The organism is Vreelandella alkaliphila (assembly GCF_016107625.1).
Lineage (GTDB): Bacteria > Pseudomonadota > Gammaproteobacteria > Pseudomonadales > Halomonadaceae > Vreelandella > Vreelandella alkaliphila.
In genome coordinates this window covers 169,883-193,104 of sequence record NZ_JABASV010000003.1, presented here as the reverse complement: position 1 = coordinate 193,104, position 23,222 = coordinate 169,883, and the positions used below count along the sequence as shown (strand labels likewise).

Annotated in this window: 19 protein-coding genes, 1 tRNA gene and 1 pseudogene; 8 read left to right on the top strand and 13 right to left on the bottom strand. The window is 53.2% G+C overall.

What is annotated here, in order from left to right; all coding sequences use genetic code 11:
* The first annotated feature begins 21 nt into the window (after positions 1-21).
* Entirely contained in the window at positions 22-1,464 is a 1,443-nt protein-coding gene (gene nhaC / locus JFC11_RS06110; protein ID WP_198348980.1) for a Na+/H+ antiporter NhaC, read from the top strand.
* Between the two features lie 251 nt (positions 1,465-1,715).
* Here nhaC and JFC11_RS06105 read toward each other — a convergent pair whose 3' ends face one another.
* Both JFC11_RS06105 and JFC11_RS06100 read right to left on the bottom strand, forming a co-directional pair.
* Entirely contained in the window at positions 1,716-3,071 is a 1,356-nt protein-coding gene (locus JFC11_RS06105; RefSeq protein ID WP_198348979.1) for a serine hydrolase domain-containing protein, read from the bottom strand.
* An 88-nt stretch (positions 3,072-3,159) separates the two neighbouring features.
* Positions 3,160-4,212, bottom strand: a complete 1,053-nt coding sequence (locus JFC11_RS06100; protein ID WP_198348978.1) for a diguanylate cyclase domain-containing protein — start codon at positions 4,210-4,212, stop codon at positions 3,160-3,162.
* Between the two features lie 344 nt (positions 4,213-4,556).
* Here JFC11_RS06100 and JFC11_RS06095 point away from each other — a divergent pair, with 344 nt between their 5' ends.
* Together JFC11_RS06095 and JFC11_RS06090 are read left to right on the top strand one after the other, a co-directional pair.
* The gene (locus tag JFC11_RS06095) at positions 4,557-5,276 is read left to right on the top strand and encodes a Crp/Fnr family transcriptional regulator (protein ID WP_038477464.1); all 720 of its coding nucleotides are present in this window, start codon (positions 4,557-4,559) and stop codon (positions 5,274-5,276) included.
* 194 nt (positions 5,277-5,470) lie between these two features.
* Entirely contained in the window at positions 5,471-6,187 is a 717-nt protein-coding gene (locus JFC11_RS06090; protein WP_198348977.1) for a Crp/Fnr family transcriptional regulator, read from the top strand.
* A 25-nt stretch (positions 6,188-6,212) separates the two neighbouring features.
* Here JFC11_RS06090 and JFC11_RS06085 read toward each other — a convergent pair whose 3' ends face one another.
* The 5 genes from JFC11_RS06085 to JFC11_RS06065 form a co-directional block, all read right to left on the bottom strand.
* Positions 6,213-8,213, bottom strand: a complete 2,001-nt coding sequence (locus JFC11_RS06085) for a TonB-dependent siderophore receptor (RefSeq protein ID WP_198349079.1) — start codon at positions 8,211-8,213, stop codon at positions 6,213-6,215.
* A gap of 485 nt (positions 8,214-8,698) precedes the next feature.
* The gene (locus JFC11_RS06080) at positions 8,699-9,067 is read right to left on the bottom strand and encodes a hypothetical protein (RefSeq protein WP_198348976.1); all 369 of its coding nucleotides are present in this window, start codon (positions 9,065-9,067) and stop codon (positions 8,699-8,701) included.
* A 341-nt stretch (positions 9,068-9,408) separates the two neighbouring features.
* Positions 9,409-9,828 carry a PACE efflux transporter gene (locus JFC11_RS06075; protein ID WP_198348975.1) on the bottom strand — a complete coding sequence of 140 codons (420 nt, stop codon included), beginning with the start codon at positions 9,826-9,828 and terminating at the stop codon, positions 9,409-9,411.
* Positions 9,829-10,017: 189 nt separating this feature from the next.
* A complete protein-coding gene (locus JFC11_RS06070) occupies positions 10,018-10,587 on the bottom strand; it encodes a TetR/AcrR family transcriptional regulator (RefSeq protein WP_198348974.1) in 570 nt (189 codons plus the stop codon).
* Positions 10,588-10,598: 11 nt separating this feature from the next.
* Positions 10,599-11,141 (bottom strand): carboxymuconolactone decarboxylase family protein, encoded by a 543-nt coding sequence (locus tag JFC11_RS06065; protein ID WP_198348973.1) that lies wholly within the window; start codon positions 11,139-11,141, stop codon positions 10,599-10,601.
* Positions 11,142-11,769: 628 nt separating this feature from the next.
* Here JFC11_RS06065 and acuR point away from each other — a divergent pair.
* The 3 genes and pseudogenes from acuR to JFC11_RS18960 form a co-directional block, all read left to right on the top strand.
* The gene (gene acuR, locus JFC11_RS06060; RefSeq protein WP_198348972.1) at positions 11,770-12,408 is read left to right on the top strand and encodes an acrylate utilization transcriptional regulator AcuR; all 639 of its coding nucleotides are present in this window, start codon (positions 11,770-11,772) and stop codon (positions 12,406-12,408) included.
* Between the two features lie 68 nt (positions 12,409-12,476).
* On the top strand, positions 12,477-13,457 hold the full coding sequence (gene acuI / locus JFC11_RS06055; RefSeq protein WP_198348971.1) for an acrylyl-CoA reductase (NADPH): 981 nt from the start codon (positions 12,477-12,479) through the stop codon (positions 13,455-13,457).
* Positions 13,458-13,575: 118 nt separating this feature from the next.
* A pseudogene (locus JFC11_RS18960) lies at positions 13,576-13,712 on the top strand (IS481 family transposase); the annotation flags it as partial.
* A 335-nt stretch (positions 13,713-14,047) separates the two neighbouring features.
* On the opposite strand, the gene JFC11_RS06050 reads toward JFC11_RS18960, so the two are convergent.
* A tRNA-Ile gene (locus tag JFC11_RS06050) sits at positions 14,048-14,124 on the bottom strand.
* A gap of 127 nt (positions 14,125-14,251) precedes the next feature.
* Here JFC11_RS06050 and JFC11_RS06045 point away from each other — a divergent pair.
* The gene (locus tag JFC11_RS06045) at positions 14,252-14,842 is read left to right on the top strand and encodes a hypothetical protein (protein WP_198348970.1); all 591 of its coding nucleotides are present in this window, start codon (positions 14,252-14,254) and stop codon (positions 14,840-14,842) included.
* A gap of 17 nt (positions 14,843-14,859) precedes the next feature.
* Here JFC11_RS06045 and JFC11_RS06040 read toward each other — a convergent pair whose 3' ends face one another.
* The 5 genes from JFC11_RS06040 to JFC11_RS06020 all read right to left on the bottom strand — a co-directional run bounded on the left by JFC11_RS06040 (position 14,860) and on the right by JFC11_RS06020 (position 20,805).
* Positions 14,860-16,695, bottom strand: a complete 1,836-nt coding sequence (locus JFC11_RS06040; protein ID WP_198348969.1) for an ABC transporter ATP-binding protein — start codon at positions 16,693-16,695, stop codon at positions 14,860-14,862.
* A 74-nt stretch (positions 16,696-16,769) separates the two neighbouring features.
* Positions 16,770-17,531 (bottom strand): ABC transporter ATP-binding protein, encoded by a 762-nt coding sequence (locus JFC11_RS06035; protein WP_198349078.1) that lies wholly within the window; start codon positions 17,529-17,531, stop codon positions 16,770-16,772.
* An 89-nt stretch (positions 17,532-17,620) separates the two neighbouring features.
* Positions 17,621-18,763 (bottom strand): FecCD family ABC transporter permease, encoded by a 1,143-nt coding sequence (locus JFC11_RS06030; RefSeq protein WP_198348968.1) that lies wholly within the window; start codon positions 18,761-18,763, stop codon positions 17,621-17,623.
* A 60-nt stretch (positions 18,764-18,823) separates the two neighbouring features.
* On the bottom strand, positions 18,824-19,792 hold the full coding sequence (locus tag JFC11_RS06025; RefSeq protein ID WP_198349077.1) for a FecCD family ABC transporter permease: 969 nt from the start codon (positions 19,790-19,792) through the stop codon (positions 18,824-18,826).
* A 71-nt stretch (positions 19,793-19,863) separates the two neighbouring features.
* Entirely contained in the window at positions 19,864-20,805 is a 942-nt protein-coding gene (locus tag JFC11_RS06020) for an ABC transporter substrate-binding protein (RefSeq protein WP_198348967.1), read from the bottom strand.
* A 280-nt stretch (positions 20,806-21,085) separates the two neighbouring features.
* On the opposite strand from JFC11_RS06020, the gene JFC11_RS06015 reads away from it, so the two are divergent.
* Positions 21,086-23,218: a TonB-dependent receptor domain-containing protein gene (locus JFC11_RS06015; RefSeq protein WP_198348966.1), complete on the top strand. Its 2,133-nt coding sequence runs from the start codon at positions 21,086-21,088 to the stop codon at positions 23,216-23,218.
* Positions 23,219-23,222: the final 4 nt, after the last annotated feature.

Here is a 23,222-nt window from a genome sequence, read left to right as displayed (position 1 = left end):
AACAACATCATAGGAGCTATTATGTCTTCCCCAAAAGGTCTCGTAAGACTGCCTAACATGATAGAGGTTTTTGCCATCATGTTCGGCTTTATAGCCATCATGTTTGTCAGTATCAGCTTACTTGAACTCCCGATACAACTTGCCTTGTTCGCCTCTTGGTTTTTGATTATGGGGCTGGGTTTAAAACTTAAGCTTTCCTACGAAAACATGCAGGAAGGGCTTATTAAAGGTATTCATAATGGCATGGAGGCCGTTTTGGTGCTCACTACCGTGGGGGCACTGATTGGCACCTGGATTGCAGGCGGTATCGTACCGAGCATTATTTATTACGGCCTGTCAGTGATGAACCCACAGATTTTCCTTTTCGCAGCTTTTATTATTTGCTCCTTAACGTCTCTAGCTACCGGCACTTCCTTTGGTACAGTGGGAACGGCTGGGGTAGCGATGATGGGTATCGGCCACAGCTTTGGTATCCCGCTACCACTGGTTGCTGGTGCCGTGATATCAGGCGCGTACGTAGGTGATAAAATGTCGCCGCTTTCCGATACAACAGTGATGACCGCGTCACTGTGTAAAGTGAATCTTATAGACCATATTCGCTCGATGATGTGGGTTAGCGGGCCTGCGGTTATCATAGCGTCGATACTGTTCATCACCGTTGGTTTTTTCTATATCAGCGACACAGCAGACACATCTCAAGCAGCAGCGGCTATGCAGGCCCTGGAAAGTCACTTCACAATAACGCCTTGGCTGCTGCTTCCAGCGGTCGTTGTTATTATCCTATTGACTCGTCGCTTGCCAGCCATCCCTGTCATCACATTAGGTGCCGTCCTCGGCAGCATCTGTGCTTGGCTAGTGCAGGACATGAGCCCCGTTGATGCGATCCAAACCGCCTATTCCGGCAATGCAATGCAGTCTGATGAAGCGTTTCTCAACACTCTCCTTAATCGTGGCGGAATAGAGTCTATGCTGGGTGTCGTTGCCCTCATCCTTTTCGCGCTTGGTTTAGGCGGTTTAATGGAACGGGTCGGCATTCTACAGGCTATCAGCCAGGGGTTTCTCAGTTGGGCCAACAACCCAGGCCGACTCACCCTTTCAACCATATTGGGTGGCTTCTTCGGTAACTTCTTCGGTGGCGCAGCCTATGTCTCTCTCATTACCGCCAGCACGATAACTGAGAAGAACTACGACAAACAGGGGATCGATCGTCGCGTTCTCTCTCGTAACGCAGAAGCGGGCGGCACCATTACAACACCTATGGTGCCATGGACAGACGGTGGTGTATTTATGGCCGCAACCCTTGGCGTTTCGACACTGAGCTACCTGCCATTCCTTTGGTATCACATGCTTGTACTGGTAATCGCTATCTTCTACGGCTATGCCAATATTGCCATTTGGAGAACCTCACCAGCAGATAACGCCGAACAAACAACCACTCATCAACGCAGTGTACCCGCAGCTTGATAACCTAAAATCACCTCAAGCTTTTAGCTTTCCAATAAGCTAAACACGTAAAAAAACTCCGGTTTGTAAATAATTCAAACCGGAGTTTTTAGTTTTAATCTCATGAAAAACAACCTTCTGCAGATATATATTTTTCCACTACTCCCCTAATGACTTGTCGCGATTTGCCCAGCGACCGAGGTTGCCTCCAGTCCCTTCATCCAATTGCACCGACCTTGAGAAAGGACCCATGGAAAGTACTGTTTGGCATATTACTCAGGTGCCATAGCCGCTTTTTCCATCAAATACTCTGCAACAGCCTGATAGGCGGGGAGTGAGGTAGGGTCATTAGCCGCATTTCCTGCCACCGGGTGCGATGCAAAACGCACAATGACCATCTCAGCGGTGGGATCAATATAAATGGTTTGTCCATGCACGCCTCTTGCGGCAAAGGCGCCATGCTCGTTATGCAGAGACCACCACATGCCGCGGTAGCTACCGCCCGGTAAATAACGATATCCCGCGGCGTCAAACGCTTGCCTGTCGCCGCCTTCCCGAATGCGCTCAACGGCTGCGGCAGGAAATAGCCGCTCACCATTCATTACGCCTTCATTAAGCACCAACTGGCCGACTCTGGCCAAATCCCGAAGGCCAGCGCTCAAACCGCCCCCTGCGAACGGCGTACCAATGGAGTCCACGGTAAAGTAAGCATCCTGCTCCATGCCTAACCGCTGCCAAAGACGCGATGACAGCAATGACGCCACCGATTCACCCGTCGTGCGCGCGATCACCCAGCCAAGTGCATCGGTATTAATCGTTTTATAGCCAAAGACCTGCCCATGCTGCCCTTCCGGTTGTACCGTTGCGAGATACTCATAATAAGTACGCGGCCCAGTGTAATCGTCTGGCTTGGGGAGCGGGCTTGCCGCTGCATTGTAGGCCCAGATCTCAGCGTTGGGGTCACTGTAATCTTCGCTGTAAGCAAGGCCTGTGGTCATCTCAAGTAGTTGCTTCACCGTGGCATTACCAAAAGCACTGTCGGCAAGTTCCGGTAAAATATCACCCACCAGCGCTTGCTCATCCAGCACGCCTTCTGCCACCAAGATCTCACCTAGCAAGCCGGTCATCGATTTAGTCACCGACATCGCGCCGTGCTGGCCAGTTTCATCCAAACAGCCTGAGTAAGTCTCATACACCACCTGGCCTTGGTGAAGAATCAGCAGACCATCGGTGTAGTTTTCATTTAGCGACGCCTGCCACGACATAGGCTCACTAGCGTCAATCGGAGTGAAGGTGACATCGTTTATCGCGTCATCTAATGCATAGGGCAAAGGAGCAGGTGCGCCTAACCCACGGCTGACCTGCTTAGTAGGCAACAGCTCGCGAAAGTGGCACACCGTCCAGCGCATTTTGGGGAAACTAAAGTAGTTGGAGTCTGGCTGGCCAATCAACTGCTCCGGCGCAGGTGGGAAGCCCTGCATCCAGCCTAAGCGGTTCGGGTCAGAAGCTTCAGCACTTAATACCGAGGCACTCGCTTGCGGAGTATCCGCATAAACCATTGAGCTAATCAGCAAAGCGGGAAACGCAAGCGGCAACATCAAACTAAAACGGCGATAAAATCGTGTCATAACCAGCTCCCAGGCACACAACGTCACATAAGCGTGAGCGTAACGCTTGAGTCTAGTGAATTCTAATAGAATGGATAGCTAAACGAGTTCAACGTTCTTTATAATTGTACTGTCTACTGTTGTTTCCCATATCATGACTAAATACTTGGTATTGGTTTCGACCGCTTTTCTTTGCACAATACATAGCGGTATCGGCATTCTCGAGCAAACTATGTTCATTTGCCCCATGATCGGGATAGAGGCTGATCCCGATACTGACACTAATGCCTAGTTTATAGTGACCAACACAGCATGGCATCGCTAATGCCCGAAGGATTTTTTTTGCCACTCTGGCAGCATCGTTTAGCTTTTCAATTTCACTAAGCAGCACTATAAACTCATCTCCACCCTGACGGGACACGGAGTCTGTAGCACGTACGCATTCACTGAGACAGTTAGCGACGAGCTGCAACAAACTGTCGCCAACAGTATGGCCAAGTGAATCATTGATGAACTTAAAGTTATCGATATCTAAATATAACAGTGCGACATAATGGTCGTGCCGTTTTGCAAGACGGATAGCGCGAGCAAATTGTTCTGCAAATAGAAAACGATTAGGCAGCTTGGTTAGCGCATCATAGTGGGCCTGATAGGCTAGTTGCTCTGCGCGTGTTAAAGAGTGCTTGGCATCATGAAATACAATTACCGCCCCTACCGTAACACCATGGCTATCATGAATAGGAGCCGCCGAATCTTCTATCTCTAGCTGGCTACCATCCTGGCGAATCAGCACGCAGTCCAGAGCCAACCCTACCGGGCGATTTTCGTCTATCGCTCTTAGCGCTGGGTTAGGCACGGGCTCGTAAGTTTGGATATGAACGAGTTTCAAGACCTGATCAATTGGTTTACCAAGCGCCTCTAAACTAGTCCAACCGGTTAACACTTCAGCAACGCAGTTCAGATAGGTAATCCTGGCGCTCAAATCGGTCGTCAAAACAGCATCACCGATTGAATTTAGTGTTGCTTTAGCCCAATCTCTTTCTACTTGCAGGGCATTCTCGACACTTCGCAATCGCTCGTCGGCACCTTGCTCGGCATCATTTTCTGTCGTGTGGGCGTTATTGTTTTGGTGACCACCGTACAGCATGACGTTTTTATCCATGTGTAGCCTTGCCCAAGGGTAAGGTCGGCGCTGCTTTCCTTGCAGCGCACAGTGCAACATCCTGTTCAGGCATATCCCTTGCCTCACTGATAGTGACATTAGACGGTCGCTTAATGACTCACTGTGCGCTGGCGAACACAAGCAGCAAGTTATTTTAATTAGAATTGGCGACACACAAGCCCACAAATCAGTCCTATGTGCGATAGCGTACAGAGACGGCCTCAAGGCACTCTATACTTGAAAGAAGCATATCTATCAGCAGGAGACATAGATCCACAATGGCTCCCTTGTAATAGCGGCGGCTAAAAAAGCTGCTTATAAGTCAGGGATAATGAGGATATTAAATGCTTGAACCGCATGATTTTAAACAAAATGCGTTGCTAAACCTACTTCCCAGAGATGATCTCGCGCATCTGTTGCCTCACCTTGAAAAAGTTACATTGACATTGGGTCAATCACTTAGTGAATCCGGTCGGCAAATGAGCCATGTCTACTTCCCGCTGGATTCCATCGTCTCGCTACTCTGCGTGATGGAGAACGGCGCTTCGACGGAGATCGCTATAGTCGGCTACGAGGGAATTGTAGGCGTCTCGCTATTTATGGGAGGTGAAACCACCCCCAGCCGAGCGATCGTACAGAGCGCAGGACATGCTTATCGCCTTAAGGGACAGCTGCTCAAAAACGAATTCTACCGCGCCGGTGCCATGCAGAGACTGCTGCTTCGCTATACCCAAGCCTTACTGACCCAGATGGCGCAGACAGCGGTATGCAACCGTCACCACAGCGTCGACCAACAGCTATGCCGCTGGCTGTTGCTCAGCCTTGATCGGCTGCCGGGAAATGAACTGGTGATGACCCAGGAATTAATTGCCAATATGTTAGGCGTGCGTCGCGAGGGAGTCACCGAGTCAGCGGGTAAACTTCAAAAGGCTGGATTGATTTCTTACAACCGAGGGCGCATTAAAGTAATCGACCGCCCTGGGCTGGAAGCACGGGTCTGCGAGTGCTACTCAGTGGTCAAACGCGAGTATGATCGACTACTCAACCACCATAACGTTATGTGAGCAACATAAGCGAAACCACTAACATAATGCCAAAAGTACTAACGCGCTATGTACGCTAGCGTGCCGACGCTTGATTCACCCAATGTTAATGTGTGGAGGTACCATTAAAAAAAGATGGTGCGTCTGCAGCCGACATCAAAATGATCGCGACCTTCATTGTGCCGTTTGCCAGGTTCTTTCAACCGGAGAGGCACATGACGTCTATTTTTCACGCTGCCGATGCCAATCACCTTCTTGCTGATCTGCCTACTGCTGAGCAAGACGCTTTGATGGCCAGTAGCGAGACTGTGTCGCTTACGTTTGGCGAAGAACTTTACCACCCCACCGATACAGTCACCCACGCCTACTTCCCCATCAACAGTTTCATTTCACAGATCGTCATTCTCCATGGGGATAGCCGCCTCGAAGTGGCGATGGCAGGACGTGAAGGCATGCTTGGCCTCTCACTGATGCTCGGTATCGAAGAAGCGCCACTGCTCGCAGTTGTTCAGGGAGCCGGGGTAGCGCTGCGTATCAACACTGCTAGCTTTCAACGGCTCTTGCTAGAGTGCCCGGTACTGCATCTGCGGCTAAAACGCTACCTTTACGTCGTCATTAATCAGCTAGCAAACTCAGCGGCCTGCATCCATTTTCACCGGATTGAGGAACGCCTTGCCCGCTGGCTGCTAATGACCCAAGACCGCGCCAAATCAGATAGATTGCAGCTAACCCACGAGTTCTTGGCCATGATGCTAGGCGTTCGACGAGCAGGGATTACGTTGGCGGCAATTGCCCTGCAAACACGCGGCCTAATTCGTTACCACCGTGGTGAAATCATCATCATAGACCGCCCCGGCCTGATCGAAGCGTCTTGCACTTGCTATAGCGAAGATTGTGCGCTGTATGCCCGTGTGCTGACACCACACAGCTAACGGAGCAGTGGCGGAAAACCAAGCGTTACCAATGATACCTCACGCTGCCAATGACACTGCGAGACTCGCCGTAGTAGCACCAATATTCACAGCTCGCCACGTACTCTTTATCGGTGAGATTATTGACGTTTAATTGAGCCTGCCAACCATCAGCAAACTCGTAGCCCACCATCGCATCGACCAGCGTGTAGCTATCCACGGCAGTGTTATCTGCCACACTGGTGTCTATCGTGCTCCCCACATAACGCACACCTCCACCTAAGGTAACGTCATTCAATGCACCGCCGGTAAAGGCATAGTCCAACCAGGTTGACGCCTGGTGGCGCGGGATCAGAGGCGCCCGCTGATCATCTTCAAGGCGTGAATCGGTATAGGTATAAGCCGCCGTCACTTTTAAGTCATCCGTTAGGTAACCAACCCCTTCCAACTCAAAGCCCTGAGAGGTTCGTTCCCCCTCTTGCACCTGGAAGCCACTTGGCGAGTTGATCAGCGTATTACTCTCTTGCAGGTCAAATACTGCGGCAGTGACATAGCCGTCCCAGCCAAAGGGCGAGACTTTGACCCCAGCTTCCCACTGGCGACCTTCGCGGGGCTCGTAAAGATCACCATCGCTGTCTACTCGACCCAACGGGTCAAAAGATTCGGTATAACTGATATAGGGGTTAACACCGTTTTCCCCTAAATACATCGCACCACCGGACCAGGATACTTGGTCATCGTCTGAGCGTTGCGTTGTTCCCGCGGTAACATTCCTGTTTTCGGTATCCGCCTGATCATAGCGAACCCCACCTAAAAGCACCCAACGGTCATCAATACGCAGTTGGTTTTGGGCGTACAAGCCGGTTTGCTCTTTATCAATTTCTCGGGTTAACAAATCATCCTGCCCTACGGGCGTAAAGTTGCCATAGGTGGGGTTGAAGATATCGATAGGATCGCCGAAGGGAAACGGATCAGCTTCTTGGCCACTCACCCCAAGGTTCTGATAATCCGCCCCCAGCAGCAGGGTATTTTCTGTACGATCGGTGTACCAAGTGCCCACCATACGGTTATCAACCGTCAAACTATCAATGGTGCCATCGCGATACACATGCCCGCGTGCCGCCTGACGCTCATCTGCCATAAAGAAGGCGTACGTACTGCGCAGCTCTAAATCCAACTCGCTGTAGCGTAAATCCTGCTCGAAGCGCCACGTATCATTAAGCTGATGGCGTAGTTCATAGCCTAACGCCCACTGGGTACGGTTATCCTTATCGTAACCCGGCTCACTCAGGTTGGTCTGGGGGGCGACACGGCCAAAGGGGGTGTCTTGAACCGTGCCATAGGGCAGCTTGAAGGAGTTGACCGGAACACCGTCATCTTTCTGCACGCTGGCCAAAAAGGTAACCGTTGTATCGTCGCTAACATCCACCGCCAAACTCGGCGCAAAGTAGTAACGCTCGTTATTAGTCGCGTTCAAATCACCATCACGCTCTTTATAAAGGCCGACCAAACGGTAACGAACATTGTCACTCTCGCCTACCGGGCCACTGGTATCAATGCCTACTTGGCGGTGATCGCGATTGCCAAACTGTACATTCACCTCACCCTGAGGCGTTTCTGTTGGGCGCTTGCTAACCGCATTAATCAAGCCCCCAGGAGGCGCTTCGCCGTAAAGAATAGAGGATGGACCTTTGAACACATCCACCCGCTCCAAGCCAAATGGCTCCGGCAGCCACTGATAGAAGCCTTCGCGATAGATCCGCAGGCCATCCTGGTAAGTGGACTGATCAAACCCACGCACCTTGAACCAATCAGTGTTGTTATCACTGCCGAAATGCCCCGAAAGCACGCCTGCACGATAACGGAAAGTTTCATCTAATTGCTGGACGTTGCGGGCTTCCAACTCCTCACGATCAACGCTGGATACAGGGCGCGGCGTTTCCACCAGCGGCGTATCCACTTTCAAGGCAGTTGCGGTTACCACGACAGGATCGTTAGCAACTCGCTCCTCTTGAGCAAGCGCTGCCAAAGGCGCAGCGCTAAGCATTCCACCCAGCGACACCACCAACGAGCGGCGAACCGCCGCAGTCAGCGGCGCAACAGAAAACGACATGGACGTAGGGAGCATAGGAAGGTCTCACAGGCATGAGGAGAAGTATCGTTATAACAAAGCGAATGATACGGATTTTTATTTGCATGAACAATAACGACAACGATGCAAGCCAATCACGCTCTTAAGCGAATGTTCCGTAGCAATCTAAAGCAGCTAGAGATGCGGGAGTAATCAATGAAGGCATTCTGAAATGTATTGTTAGCCGATAGTTGTGCCAAGGCGACTGGACACTGTCATCGCCGCTGACTTATAAGCTGTTACACAGCCTCAGTCAGGAACGGTATTTTTAGCCAACATTAATACAACGTTTAAGCTCACCGCCAGCAATGGAACACAGCGGAATTGCCATCCGGTGCAGAGCCTTGCTCAGCATTTTCTTTGTTGGGAATTTCAAGCATCGAACACGTCTGCATTAGTACTCATCCGAAGATATGAAACCCTTGCTGCAGCCTTCCAATGATCGCGTACAAACCGCTTCCCATTACCAGAGCAAGGAGGAACACTCCTGCAATGAGACACACGTAAAGCAATGTCCAAGAACTGGCGGAGGCTGAATCCAGAAGCTCTTTGGAAGCCTTAGTGGAGCACCGGTAGATTCGACTCAAACTTCTTTCCACGCCAAGAACGATGCCACCAATAACGCCAAACAGCAGCGCGACCGCGAAAGTGATGACCCGGGACTGCCCGTTAGTACAACCATCCCACAACAAAATAGCACCGTTAGTCCAAGCCAATACGATGCAACCCCATGAGACAAGTTGATAGATAAACCTAAGCGTGTGGGTCATTGATTGCTCATACCATTGGTTTGCCTGCCGAACATTAATGATACACCTTTCTACATAACCTAGATAAGCCCGACGGCGTGTTTATCTAGATTATACTGCCCTCCACTTATTAAATATTCCATTAAAATTCAAGGAAAAAAGCATAAATAAATCACTTAACATTTCGACAACCATTTTTAAACCGCCACCAACTATTAAGCTTGGTGGCGATCAAGTCGACTTTATATTCTTATTTACTCAAAAGTCAAGATTTCGCCTGAGCCTATAAGAGAGTTAAAAAATCAGCCATATACTTTTAACTTTTCACTCTTCAACCAGGATAATGAATATGATGAGGAGTGTTATTGCGCTGAAAGAGGAAGTCCAAATACCTTATCAAAGGTCCAGTTATAGAAAAATGTAAAAAACATAAAAAATAGAGTAAGCCCAGCATCAAGCATGAAAGCATCCAGCAGTGTCATTTCCAGCCACCATGCAAATAGAGGAAGGGTAATGGCAACGAACCCTATTTCAAACCCGATGGCATGAAGCACTCGCCTGACAAGGCTTCTTCCACGAGCCTGTCTGTTTTTTTCCCACATTTCAAATAATGTGTTGTACACAGTATTCCAGACTACAGCTAACATCACTACCACAACGCCTAGCGTAGTACTATGTCCAGCATCTTTCCCTGAGAAAAAGGAGAAGGCCGTACTTATAATCAACAACGTGATCAGTTCATAGAACACAACATAGATCACTCTTCGCTTTATACCTTGCATAAAACTTACCCATTGTGACTTGAGAAATAAACTTTATATTCATGATTGGATTTTCCTCTCACACAATGGCGGACAATGAGTGCACTCACCTCTATAGCAAGGTTGTCGATCCATGACCTCGTGAAACATGCTCTCCTCCATATGGGGTATATTCAGCAATCTACAAGCAAAAGGTTTTGTCCTTCCCCCTCAGTCTCGCTGGAGAGCCGAAACGATTAAATGCTCCAAAGTCACGACAGCCTGATCATAGGGAACCTGATCCTCCATCGTGGCTTTCGCCATTTCCTCGATCGCCCCAAATATCGCCACCAGCCGATAGCCAAGGCATCCATCGGTGTCATAGTCCGAGAAAAGCTCCCGATAGACATACACGAAGGAATTTCGAATGTTGGTGCGAATATCCTTATATTCGGGATAGGCCATTAAGGCCGATACGATGGCTTCGTACTGAGGGCCACACAGCCTGACACAATCAAAATAAAGCGCCACGACATGATGCACCCGCTCCTGCAGCGAGCAAGCCTTGCCAGCAATCCGTTGCCGGGTCACATCGGCCAGTTGCTGGTCAAATCGAGCAAATAACTGATAAAGCAGATTGGCTCGACTCTGGAAGTGGTCATAGGCCACTGGCTTGGTCACGCCCGCTTCCTGGGCGAGTGTGGCCAGAGTAAGAGCGTCCGCTCCATCTCGCTCAAGAATCACCAGAGACATATCCAGCAGTTGCTGTCGTCTCTCGTCCTTGGAAAGCCTTTTTCGCATTGACGCCTCACTTACTTAGGATTCGGAATCAGCTCAACTTTCGGGAAGTCAATCTTTGGTTGCACCAGATTATTGATCCAGTTGCTGAAATTGTTAATTCCTGTCCATGACACTATCTGCACGATCAGAGCATCACTCATGCCTAGAGCCCTGCAGCGATCTTTCTGCTCAGGGGAGCAAGCTCCATTATGTTTCATCACGTCAAGGGCTAGGTCGAGCATTGCCTGATCCAAAGCATCACTGGCCTCGCCTACCTGGGCAGCACGGCACTCCTCCTTACTCATGCCCAGCTTTCGGGCCGAAAAGGTATGCCCACTGACACAGTAATGACAACCGTTGCGGTTAGCCACCGCTAGGGAGATCAACTCTCGCTGCTGCTCACTCAGCAGACAGCGCTCCTCAATCGCCGCCTCGAATGCCAGGTAGCCTTTAAGGCTCGCCCCATCGATACCCAAGGCTCCGTAGAAGTTCGGGACTATCCCATAGCGCTCCTGGAACTCTTTCAGAATAGGCGTGGCCAGATCATCGGCCGTTTCAAGACTCACCGGTTTCATTGTTCACCTCATTCAACAAAAAATGGCAGGGCAAAGCCTGTTCTTTAAAAGAATATGGTGGTTTGTGGTATAAGCTCAGCCGCAAACCTACCAATAGTAAGTATACCATTAGTAAGTTATGCCACAACCCTCTTTTCAAATGAAAAATCGGATTCGCGAGCTGCGCAAAAACTATCCCGGGCAGACCTAGCCGAGACGCTGGGTGTATCACGCAATACCATCTAGGTTGGCCGCTACCCAGACACCGAAGTTGGCACATTTCTTCGGTAAACCTGTTGAGAAGATATTCGATGATTGATCCAAGACATCGCTTCCTCCCCTTCCTCTGCCCGACGATGTCCGATAGCAGTGCCTCTGGTGGGCACGACTCCTGGAGCAGCTATGCTCCTAATCTCGTGACTGGTGGCGAATACGCGGCGAGCCGGTCATCGCCACCGCACGCAATGCGTTGGCCGATATCTGGTCATTCTAAGAGCTATAGCAGGACTAGGTGAGTAAACACCGCCAGTCTTCGGCAGCAGAAAGCGTGGCGCTACTCCGGGGCGGAGCTCGACCTTCACGGCCGGTAACAGGTGGTCGGGCACGATGGTCGATTGTAATTAATAGACGATCAGTCTATATTATTCTCATGACAACTACCCAACTCCCCAAGGCTCGACGTCGTGGCCGCCCCCCCAAGATACCGCGGAAGGATCCCGATACCCGCGCCGCGCTAATTCGGAGCGGGCTAGAGGTGCTAACTGAGCAAGGTTTCATCGCCTCAGGCATCGATGGCATTCTCAAGCGGGTCGGTGTACCCAAGGGCTCCTTCTACTACTACTTCGACAGCAAGGAGGCCTTCGGGCGTGCCGTGATAGAGCACTACGGCGCCTACTTCGCTGCCAAACTGGATCGCCACTTGAGCGATATGTCGCAGCCTCCCCTAGCGCGCCTGGAGACCTTCGTCGAAGATGCCTCTGCCGGCATGGCACGGCATGGCTATCGACGGGGTTGCCTGGTAGGAAACCTAGGACAGGAGGCGGGCGGGCTACCGACGGGCTATCGCGACTGGTTGCTCGCAACCCTAGCCGACTGGGAGCAGCGCTTGGCCCGTTGCCTTGAAGAGGCTTGCGAGGCGGGCGAGCTCGCCGAGGGGGCCGATTGCGACCGCTTAGCTAAAGCCTTCTGGATTGGCTGGGAGGGCGCCGTGATGCGAGCGAAGCTAGAGCGCAGCGCACATCCACTAAGGATCTTCATCTCAACGTATCTTCAAGGCTTGCCCCACTAAATGGGGCTTCTTCAGGCCTTTTTATAGATGATCGGTCTATAAAAAAATCTAACAACACGAGGCACTACATGTTTAAGGCCATACTGATCGAGAAGCATGACGACAAACAGCAGGCAACGCTAAAAGACATCGACGAGTCGACGCTGCCTGAGGGCGATGTCATCATCCGGGTCGACTGCAGTACTCTCAACTACAAGGATGCATTGGCGATTACAGGCAAGGGACCGGTGGTTCGTCAGTTTCCCATGGTGCCGGGTATCGATCTGGCCGGAACAGTGGAACACACTACCAGTGACGCCTTTACCCCAGGCGATACAGTGTTGCTCAACGGCTGGGGCGTGGGTGAGGCTCACTGGGGAGGCTTGGCCGAAAAGGCTTGCCTGGATAGCCGCTGGTTGATTCCGTTGCCAGCAGCCTTTACGCCGCGCCAGGCCATGGCGATTGGTACTGCCGGGTATACGGCCATGCTTTCGGTGATGGCTCTTGAGAAGCAGGGTATTACGCCTGAGCAGGGCAAGATACTGGTGACCGGTGCCAACGGTGGTGTGGGCAGCTATGCTATTGCACTGCTCGCGCGGCTGGGCTACCAAGTGGTAGCCTCCACTGGCCGCCCAGAGGAAGCCGACTACCTCCAGGAACTCGGCGCCGTAGAGGTGATCGATCGTGCCACACTCTCCGAACCGGGGCGCCCCTTGGGCAAAGAGCGTTGGGCGGGGGCAGTCGACTCGGTAGGCAGCCACACTCTGGCCAACGTTCTGGCCTCCACCCGCTATAGCGGCAGCGTGGCCGCCTGTGGCCTGGCTCAAGGCATGGACCTGCCTGCCAGTGTCGCCCCATTTATTCTGCGTGGAGTGACACTGGTAGGAATCGACAGCGTGATGCGCCCTCGCGAGGATCGCCTCGAGGCATGGCGGCGGCTGGGAGAGCTGCTGGCTCCCGAGCAGCTTGATGCTATCACTCGCTCTATCACTCTTGACGAGGCTATCGAAGCGGCCGACGACCTGCTTACTGGACGAATTCGCGGGCGTGTGGTGGTGACGATGACCTAAAATGACCTAGAAATACGGTTGTTCCCTTACTTGTCGGATCCAGTGACGGCAATAATATGCGTACGACATGCCTTGGCCAGCTGGATAGCAATACCCTTCCCCCCCTTTGATCAGGCGCGAACACCGCCTGATCAATCTGGGAAGGTCACAGACGAATGGCATGGTGGAATATCCAACGGACGTATTAACGACGTGCTGGCGACTCGGCGTTATACCTCAGGCGAGGATCTGGAGCAGACACTCAAGCTCTTCGCTTGACTGCACAATTACACGGGATCCGACACGTCCCAAACTGTTAAAACGCTTGTCACGGTAGTTGACGACCAGCTCTGGCGTAAGGGCTGCTAGCGAGTATTTACCCAAATGCTCAATCAACGTATTGGCCTTGGGGCGTTCGCTCTTCTGGCTGCTGGGTTTCTTGGTGGGGATAACGTAGGCAGGTGCCGCTTGCCAACCCGATTTGCGGATGCCGGCTTTCCAGCTACCAGAGGGGGACTTGACAACGAGGCTACAAAAACTTCCAGGGCCTGAAAGATCAGCTCTGTACCCTTGGACTATGGGACAGAAAATTCTTCAGTAGTTGATCTGAATGGTGGGCCCAGTAGGACTTGAACCTACGACCAAGGGATTATGAGTCCCCTGCTCTAACCAACTGAGCTATAGGCCCGTGAAGCGTGCATATAATAGCGAATGTGTTCGGGCGAGGCTACCCCTTACGGTGCTATCTTGTGGTGATAGCAGCAATTTTTTAGGGGCACTTATTGAAAAGCGTGGGGTCTGGTAGTGAGTTCCTAATGCGGAGACGTGCTGTGAAAGCTTTGATTGCTCTTATCCCGCTATTGTTGGCGGTGCCGATTCATGCGGATTGGCAGCTAGATCCTGGTCAGTCGCGGGTGCAGGCGTCTATTACTCAATTAGATGGCAATGCCCCGCAAACCCATCACCATCAGGTGAATAATTTGCAGGGTGATATCTCTGCCGATGGCACCCTGCGCCTGCCGTTACGTTTGAGCCAAACGGATTTGCTGACTCGCTTTGGTGATTTGCCGCCTTGGGTGGGCTTGCTGGCCAATACCACGCTAGTCACACTGGTCGCGCAGATGCCGCCAGAGCGGTTAGATGGCTTGGATATTGGTGAATCCATGGTAGAAACGCTTACCTTTCGGGTACAAACCGACCTGATTAATCAGGAAGAGTCGGTGCCGCTGCGCTTTACCCGTGAAGGGTTGAACGAAGTGCGTGTTACCCATGCTGAACCGATGGCGATGGATGGCCGCGCGCTGATGGCCAACAGCACGGTACGAACCGTGCTGTCGTTGCTGGGCTATCAGGAGATTGACGAGCATGTACCGGTCACCTTGAATGCCCTGCTGGTGAACCGCTAACGCGCCGTAAGGCGCGTTCAGTGGCTGAGTGTTTCCACATCGCCTGCCTGGGCGGCGCCAGTTTGTACTCGCCACTGGGCAGCATAGTGGCCATCAGACACCAACAAGCTTGAGTGCTTACCGCGTTCAGCAACGCGTCCATTTTCGATCACCACGATTTCATCGGCATGCACAATGGTCGAAAGCCGGTGGGCAATCATAATCACCGTGCGGCCATGGGCGATGCGCTTTAGTGAACGTTGAATGGCAGCTTCAGTTTCGTTATCCACCGCGCTTGTGGCTTCATCCAGCACCAGAATCGGCGGATCTTTAAGCAGCGCCCTGGCCAGCGAAAGCCGCTGACGTTGGCCGCCAGAGAGTAATACTCCTCGCTCACCAACCGGGGTTTCCAACCCTTGGGGCAGCGTTTCAATAAAACTCCAGGCTTCGGCGGTTTTCGCGGCGTCAATAATCGCGGCCTCCGAGGCATCGGGTTTGCCGTAAGCAATATTGTCGCGAATGCTGCCTTCAAACAGGTACACATCCTGACTCACCAACCCTATCGCTTGGCGCAGCGAGTGCATACTGACTTCTGTGATCGGCTGACCGTCGACCAGTACGCGGCCGCTGACTGGGTCGTAAAAGCGCAGCAGCAATTTGATCAGGGTCGATTTACCGGAACCGGTAGCGCCTACTAGCGCTAGAGTGTTGCCTGCAGGCACGTGGAGATCTACGCCATTCACCCCTACTTGGCTAGAGGCGTAGTGGAAGCTCACTGCTTCGAACTGCACCTCGCCTTTCACGGGCGCAGAGAGAGGCGTCGCACTTTCATCTTTAACCGTAATCGGCACTTCCAGCAGGTCGAGAATTCGCTTGGTGCTGGCCATTGCGCGCTCGAACAGGTCAATCACTTGGGCAAGGCCAGTGAGCGGCCACAGCAAGCGCTGGGTAAGGAAAACCAGGACGCCATAAGCGCCTACATTGAGGCTGCCGTTCAGCGCCATCATGCCACCGACGGTAAAGGTGGCGAGAAAGCCCGCCAGAATCGCCATACGGATGACGGGTATAAACGCGGAGCTGACCTTTATCGCCCGGCGATTGGCTTCTAAATAGGCTTCGCTGGCATCACGGAGGCGCTCGGCTTCCCGTGCTTCACTGGTAAAGCTTTTGATGGTGGCAATGCCGCTTAGGTTGTTGGAAAGGCGGCTGGCAAGATCACCCACCTTTTCACGCACATCGCTATACAGCGGCCCAGCTTTGCGTTGGAAGAAGAAGGCGCCCCAGATAATCAGCGGAATCGGCGTGAACGCCAGTAGCGCAATCAGCGGTGACAGTACAAAGAACACAGCGCCTACCGCTATTACCGTCACACCAACTTGAATCAGCGCGTTGGCTCCGCCGTCCAGGAAGCGCTCCAGTTGGTTCACGTCGTCGTTCATGGTGGCGACGAGCTGGCCGGAGCTTTTAGATTCGAAAAACGCCATATCCAAGCGCTGGGCGTGCTCGTAGGTGTCCTGACGCATATCCGCCTGTAGCCGCTGGGCAAGGTTGCGCCAGAGAATTTGGAACAGGTACTCGAACAGCGACTCCCCCGCCCAGATAAAGAACGTCAGCACCGCCAAAATGGTGATTTGTTGATGAGGCGTTTCAAACCCCAGCCGCGCGACAAAGCTGTTTTCCTGATTCACCACCACATCAATCGCCACACCGATCAGAATTTCCGGAGCGATATCAAATAGTTTATTAATAATGGAACAGGCGGTGGCCGCGGCAATCCGCCGCCGATAACCTTTGGCATAGCGCAGCAGTCGCACGAGCGCTTGAAAGCTTTGGTTTGAAGACGTCGCTTGAGCGCGAGGTGGTGAAGAAGCCACATCGGTTCCTTTTAGAAGTTATTGAGAGAATGTAGAGAGAACGAGAACTATGGGCTGAAGTTACTGAGTGGCGCTTATGCCGGCTGAGCCACGCGACGCACGTTAGCCAGCAAGGGGCTGCCAGTATCCGGATCAAGCAGCAGCGTACAGTCTACCTGGTAAAGCTCGCGTACTAGCTCGGGCGTCACCACCTCAGCGGGCGCTCCCTGAGCAATAATCTGGCCATCGCGCATCGCAATCAGGTTGTCTGAATAACGACAAGCACTGGCGAGGTCGTGCAATACCATCACCACCGTGCGGCCATGGCAAGCCAAGTGGCGCACTAACTCAAACACTTCAATCTGATGGCCTAAGTCTAGCGCAGAGGTGGGTTCATCTAAAAGCAGAAGCGGCGTTTGCTGAGCAATGGTCATGGCGATCCAGGCACGCTGGCGTTGGCCGCCGGAAAGCGCTTCTAGCGGCCGATCGGCGAGGTCTTCCAAACCAGCAGCATCGAGCGCGTACTGCACCACACGCTGGTCTTCCGCTGACCATTGACGCAACCAGCCTTGATGGGGCTGGCGGCCAAAGCGAATCAATTCAGTGACGGTTAAGCCTTCTGGAGCCACCGCCTCTTGGGGCAGCAACGCTAGCTGAGTAGCTAACTGACGCGCGGGCAGGTGTTGAATATCCTGGCTATCCAGCAGTACCGCGCCGCTACCTGGTTTGTGCAAACGAGCAAGGCCGGAAAGTAGCGTTGATTTGCCGCAGCCGTTAGGGCCAACAATGGCGGTGACCTGCCCGCTTGGCAGGCTAATGTCCAGGTTTTCAATCACTCGGCGCTGGCCGTAGCTCATACACAACGCATCGGTGGCCAGCGTTGGTGAAACAGGCGTTGCTGATACTTGTCCTGGTGAAACTTGCTCTGGTGAAAGAGATGAGTTGTTCATGGGCGGCTCCGTTGTGGGCGCATTAATATCCATAGCAGCCAGGGCCCGCCAATCACCGCGGTGACAATGCCAACGGGAATTTCAATCGGCGCCAAGAGGGTGCGCCCGGCAAGGTCGGCCAACAGCATCACTAAAGCACCGGCTAAGGTGGCGGCCATAATCGGCACATGTCGAGCGCTGGAGAGTGAGCGGGCAATCTCTGGGCCAATCAGTGCAACCATGCCTACAGGTCCCGCCACAGCAACCGCAAAGGCGGTAAGCACAACGGAAAGCATCAGGATCTGTAGCCTGCGGGCTTTCACACGAAGCCCTAGGCCGCTGGCGGTGGCATCTTTAAAGCGCAGTAGTGTCAGTGAGCGCGCTAACGCCAAGGCGGCAATCACCCCCAATGCCAAGCCAACCCCCAGCAGTTGTACTGCGCCGCCGGGGCGTGCATTGAGTGATCCTACTGTCCATGGGTAGGCGGCATTAGCGGTGTCAATCGCCACCCGCGCCAGCATTAATTGAGTGACAGCACCAAACACCGCTCCCACGCCAATGCCCGCGACAATAAACCGATACCCCTGAGTGCCACTGCCTGCCGCGAGGCCAAAGGTCAGCACGGCGGCGGTCGTTGCCCCGGCCAGAGCCATCGCGGGCGGCGCAATAGACACGCTCATGCCTACAATAGAGGCCACCGCAAACGCCGTTGCGCCATTATCAATACCGATAATGCCGGGCGTGGCTAAGCGATTGCGTGCCAGGGTTTGCATCAAAATACCTGAAAGTGCGAACGCCGCTCCGGCAAAACAAGCAGCGGCCAAACGAGGCAAACGCAGCTCCTGAACCATAAAGGCCGTCATCATGTCGCCCTTACCTAATACGGCAGGAATAACCGCACTGGGCGCCAGCGGTACGCTACCTAAGCTTAGATAGAGCAGGCAAGATGCCAGCAACGCAATCAACAAACCAATATTGACCGCTAGCGCGCGCTTTTCGAGCAGGAAACTATAGCCCCAACGGGGTAGCGCGATATGCCAGTAGCCTTCCGGCGCTGGCACGCTATCGGCATGCTCTGCGGTATGGATTGGAACATTGTTTAAAACATGGCTGGGAGTGACAACATCCGTTAAAGGCGGATGATTCGCCATTACTTTCATATCAACACATCACCAAGATGACACCAAGACGCCCGAGCGGCAGGGTGTTAAAAAAAAGCGTTACAGCATGGGTAACCGTTTAGCACGCACCACGGCAATCAATACCGGCGCGCCACATAGCGCGGTAAGCACCCCCAATGGCAGCTCAGAAGGTGCCACGGCAACACGCGAGATAATATCCGCCATAAGCACAATCAATGGGCCTATCGGCAGGCAAAACCACAGCGTGCGGCGAATATCGGGCCCTGCAAACGCACGCGCTACAAATGGCACCACCAGCCCTACAAAGGCGATCGGCCCGGCAATCGCAGTTGCCGCGCCAACTAGCAGTGCCACGCAACCTACGGCTACCCAGCGGATCAGCGTGGGGTGATGCCCCAAGCCACTCGCCGCTCGCTCGCCTAGCGCCAGCGCTGCCAGTGGCCGCGCCATGATAACCACCGCGATGGCAGCAACTAGTAAACTCGGCAGCACCGCCACAAGATCATCCAGCCGTCTTCCTGCAAGGCTGCCTACCACCCAAAAACGAATCTCATCCGCGGCGCGCTGGTCGTACAGCAGCATTAATGAGGTGAGCGAGCCTAACAACCCAGAAAATGCCGCCCCCGCCAACACTAAACGCACGGGGTCATTTCCCACTCCGCGAAAACGCGCCACGCTGAGGACACACACACAGCCGATCAGTGCTCCTAACTGGGCAACCGAAATGCGTAGCGTGGCAGCGCTAGCTCCTAGCACCAGTGCCAGTGCTACCGCAAAGGCCGCTCCTGCGCTTACCCCCAGCAGCCCCGGCTCGGCGAGCGGGTTGCGGGAAATGGCTTGTAGCAGCGCCCCGGCAACGCCCAATGCAATTCCCACCACAATGCCAATTAAGGTACGCGGAGCGCGGAGCTCCCAGACGATAAACTGCGCTTCGCTGTCGCTGGCGCCCTGCAGCAATCCCAGTACTCGGCGTGGCCCAACCTCACCTGCCCCAATCAGCAAACTAACGACGCTCACCGCCACAAGGGCGGTGAGCAAAATAAGCATCCATGTACGGGGAGCATAGCGCCGACGACTGGCGCTGCCCATTGCGCTAGATAGTGATGTCACGGCATCTTTCACGGCAACAATGCGTTCTCAATATCGTCCAGAATGGCTTGGGCGGCCAGCGGGCCGTTGGCACTGCTCCACAGTTGGCCATTCACCGGCACGACCTGATCTTGTTTAACTACGTCCAAACGTGTGAAGGCGGAGCTTTGCTTGGCGGCATCTAACGCCGCTTGGCCATCGGCGTTAAGCGTAGCCAGGAACAGCCAATCGCCGTCCACTTGGGAAAGGTTTTCAAGACTGAGTATATCGCTATGGGGGTGACCTTCAGCAACCAGACCCGCATCCCGAACCTCTACCCCCACTTTCGCCAATAGGCCAGTGGCGATCAGCTCTTTGGACATCACCATCGGGCCATTGGGCATCCAGCGAGCCAGCACAGCAGTGCCACCTGCGTTCGCATCATCAATCGCAGCGGCCAATTCGCTAATACGCTGATCGACGGTCGCAATCGCATCGTCAATTTCCGCTTCACGGTTAAGCGCCTGTCCATAAAGCCGCGCTTCCGCTTTCCAATTATCAAACGCTAACGGTTGAGCATGTGGCACCACGGTGGGCGCGATGCGCGATAGCAACTGGTACTGCTCTTCCGATAGCTGAGCAGCGGCCAGAATTAAATCGGGCTGTTGGGCCAGAACCGCTTCAATATTGATTTCACGTGTAACGCCGACAATCTCAGGACGCTCGCCATTTAGGTGGGCTTCCACGTACTCAGCAACGTTATCACCACCGCGGGTAGTGACCGCGCCAACGGGGGTCACGCCGGCAGCCAAGGCGGCATCTAAAGCACCTTCATACAGGGTGACAATATGCTCTGGCGCATCGCTAACTTCAACGTCTCCGTAAGCGGTATCCAGCGTGCGCGCCTGAGCAACGCTTGCCAACGATCCACCTACCAATAACCCGCCTACCACAATACCTACAAGTCCGTTGCGCAGCGATGAGTAACCCATAAGTAACGCTCCTGAGTGTCTGTGGCAATGATAATAACGATTCTCAAAAGCACTTGCATCATTATTCCAACGAATCGAACGTTCCAGTTACTGCAACACCCGCTTAATTAGCCGCCTAATAACCTTAATAGGGGTGTATTTTGTTCATAGCATTGTTCGATATTAAGCAACACAATGTTCGATGAAACAAACTCGCATATGGGAACTTTTCTTCTTAGAATCACCACCTCGATTGATAACAGTTTTCATTAGCAAATAAGTTTCATCTCAGGGGATCACCATGCCACGCTTCACTCGCACCGCGTTAGCCAGCGCCGTCGCTCTTAGCGTCACCGCCACTGCGGCCTTAGCTCAAGAATCAGAACAACTAGACAATATCGTTGTATCTGCAAGTGGTTTTGAGCAGGCACTGGTGGATGCCCCTGCCAGTATTTCCGTCGTGTCTCGTGAAGAACTGGAGCGCAAGCGCATTACCAGCGTGGCTGATGCGTTACGTGATGTAGAAGGTGTTGATGTTGGTGGGGCTGTCGGCAAAACCGGGGGCCGCAATATCAGCATTCGTGGGATGCCTAGCGACTATACATTGATTCTTATTGACGGCCGTCGGCAGAACGCGGCTGGCAGCGTCACGCCTAACGGGTTTGGCGAAACGTCTACTAGCTTCTTCCCGCCTGTCTCCAGTATTGAACGTATCGAAGTCATTCGTGGCCCAATGTCGACGCTATATGGCTCTGACGCCATGGGCGGGGTAATCAACATCATCACTCGTCGAGTAGACCACGAGTGGGTTGGTTCCGTAGGCGTTGAAAACACATTTAATGAAGATCGTGATTTCGGTGATCGCCGCGAAATCAACCTGTACACCAGCGGCCCGCTTATCCAAGACACGCTAGGCATTCAGGTGCGTGGTCGCTTATACGAGCGGGATGCATCTGAACTTACTTACACTGACGGCAACGGCAACGCCATTGACGTTAGCCAGCGCGGCCCCAGCCCCGTTGAAGGCGATACCTATAACCTGGGCGGCAAGTTAACCTGGACACCCAATGCCGATCACGACCTTTGGGTGGATGGTGAAGTTAATCGACAGCGTTATAACAATGACGAATGCCAGCTCGGTACTTTAGATGGCCGCACCCGTAGCTGCGCGCCAGATCCTGGCGCCGCCAATGGCTACGCCGACGAGTTGCGTTTTGAGCGTCAGCAGGTTGCTATTGGTCACACTGGGCGCTTTGCATCAGGCACGCTCGAATCCAGTTTGATGCGCAACACCACAGAAACTAAAGGCCGTACGATTCCTGGTGAAAATGGCGTTGCCTATGACGGCTTCCCTGGCATCGTGGGCGGCGCGCCTCGCGAGCTAGAAACCACCAATACAGTGTTAGACAGCAAATATGTCATGCCGCTAGGCGACCACATGACCACAGTGGGCTTGCAGTGGTGGGATGCTAAGCTCGATGATGGGTTAGCAAATGAGACCTTTGAGCAAACCACATGGTCGCTCTTTGCAGAAGATGAGTGGATGCTACGTGACGATTTGGCGCTAACGCTTGGCGGCCGCTACGATCATCATGATGCCTTTGGCAGCCAGTTCAGTCCACGTAGCTATTTGGTGTGGAACACGACGCCAAACTGGACACTGAAAGGCGGCGTCAGCCGAGGCTACAAAACGCCCTCGCTGAATGACCTGCATGCGGGAATCAACGGCGTCACCGGTCAGGGCACCATACTCACTATCGGCAACCCGAACCTTAAGCCGGAAACCAGCACCAGCAGTGAAATTAGTGCACATTACGATAGCCTGGCAGGTTTCACCGCTAGCGCCACGCTGTTCTATAACGAGTTTGACGACAAAATAGCCAGCGGCAACGACATTGTTATTGAGAACAACCCGCTGGTACCCGATGGTGTCTATAGCCAAGACGTCAATATCGATGAAGCCGTTACCCAGGGTATCGAGCTTTCTACCAGCTATCAGTTCACGCCAGATTGGCGCTTATCGGCCAACTACACTTACACCGATAGCGAACAGAAGAGCGGTAACAACCGTGGCGAACCGCTGACCGATACCCCGGAGCATGCATTCAATGCCACGCTGCGCTGGCAAGCTACGCCTCAGTTGGACACGTGGCTTTCCGCCGAGTACCGCAGCGAACGTTACCGTAACCGTGAAAGCGTTAGGGGCGCGCCCTCTTTCGATGACCTAGGTGACTTCAAAGCCTATTCACTGTTCCACTTAGGCGGCAGCTACGCATTTACCGAGCAATTTAACGTGAGTGCCACTATCTACAACTTGTTCGATAAAGACTTCGTCGATTACCGCGCTTATGGTGACGGCACTAGCTTTGGCAATGTGTATGCCAATAGCGAAGAGGGACGTCGACTGTGGCTCTCTGCACGCTACGAGTTCTAAACGC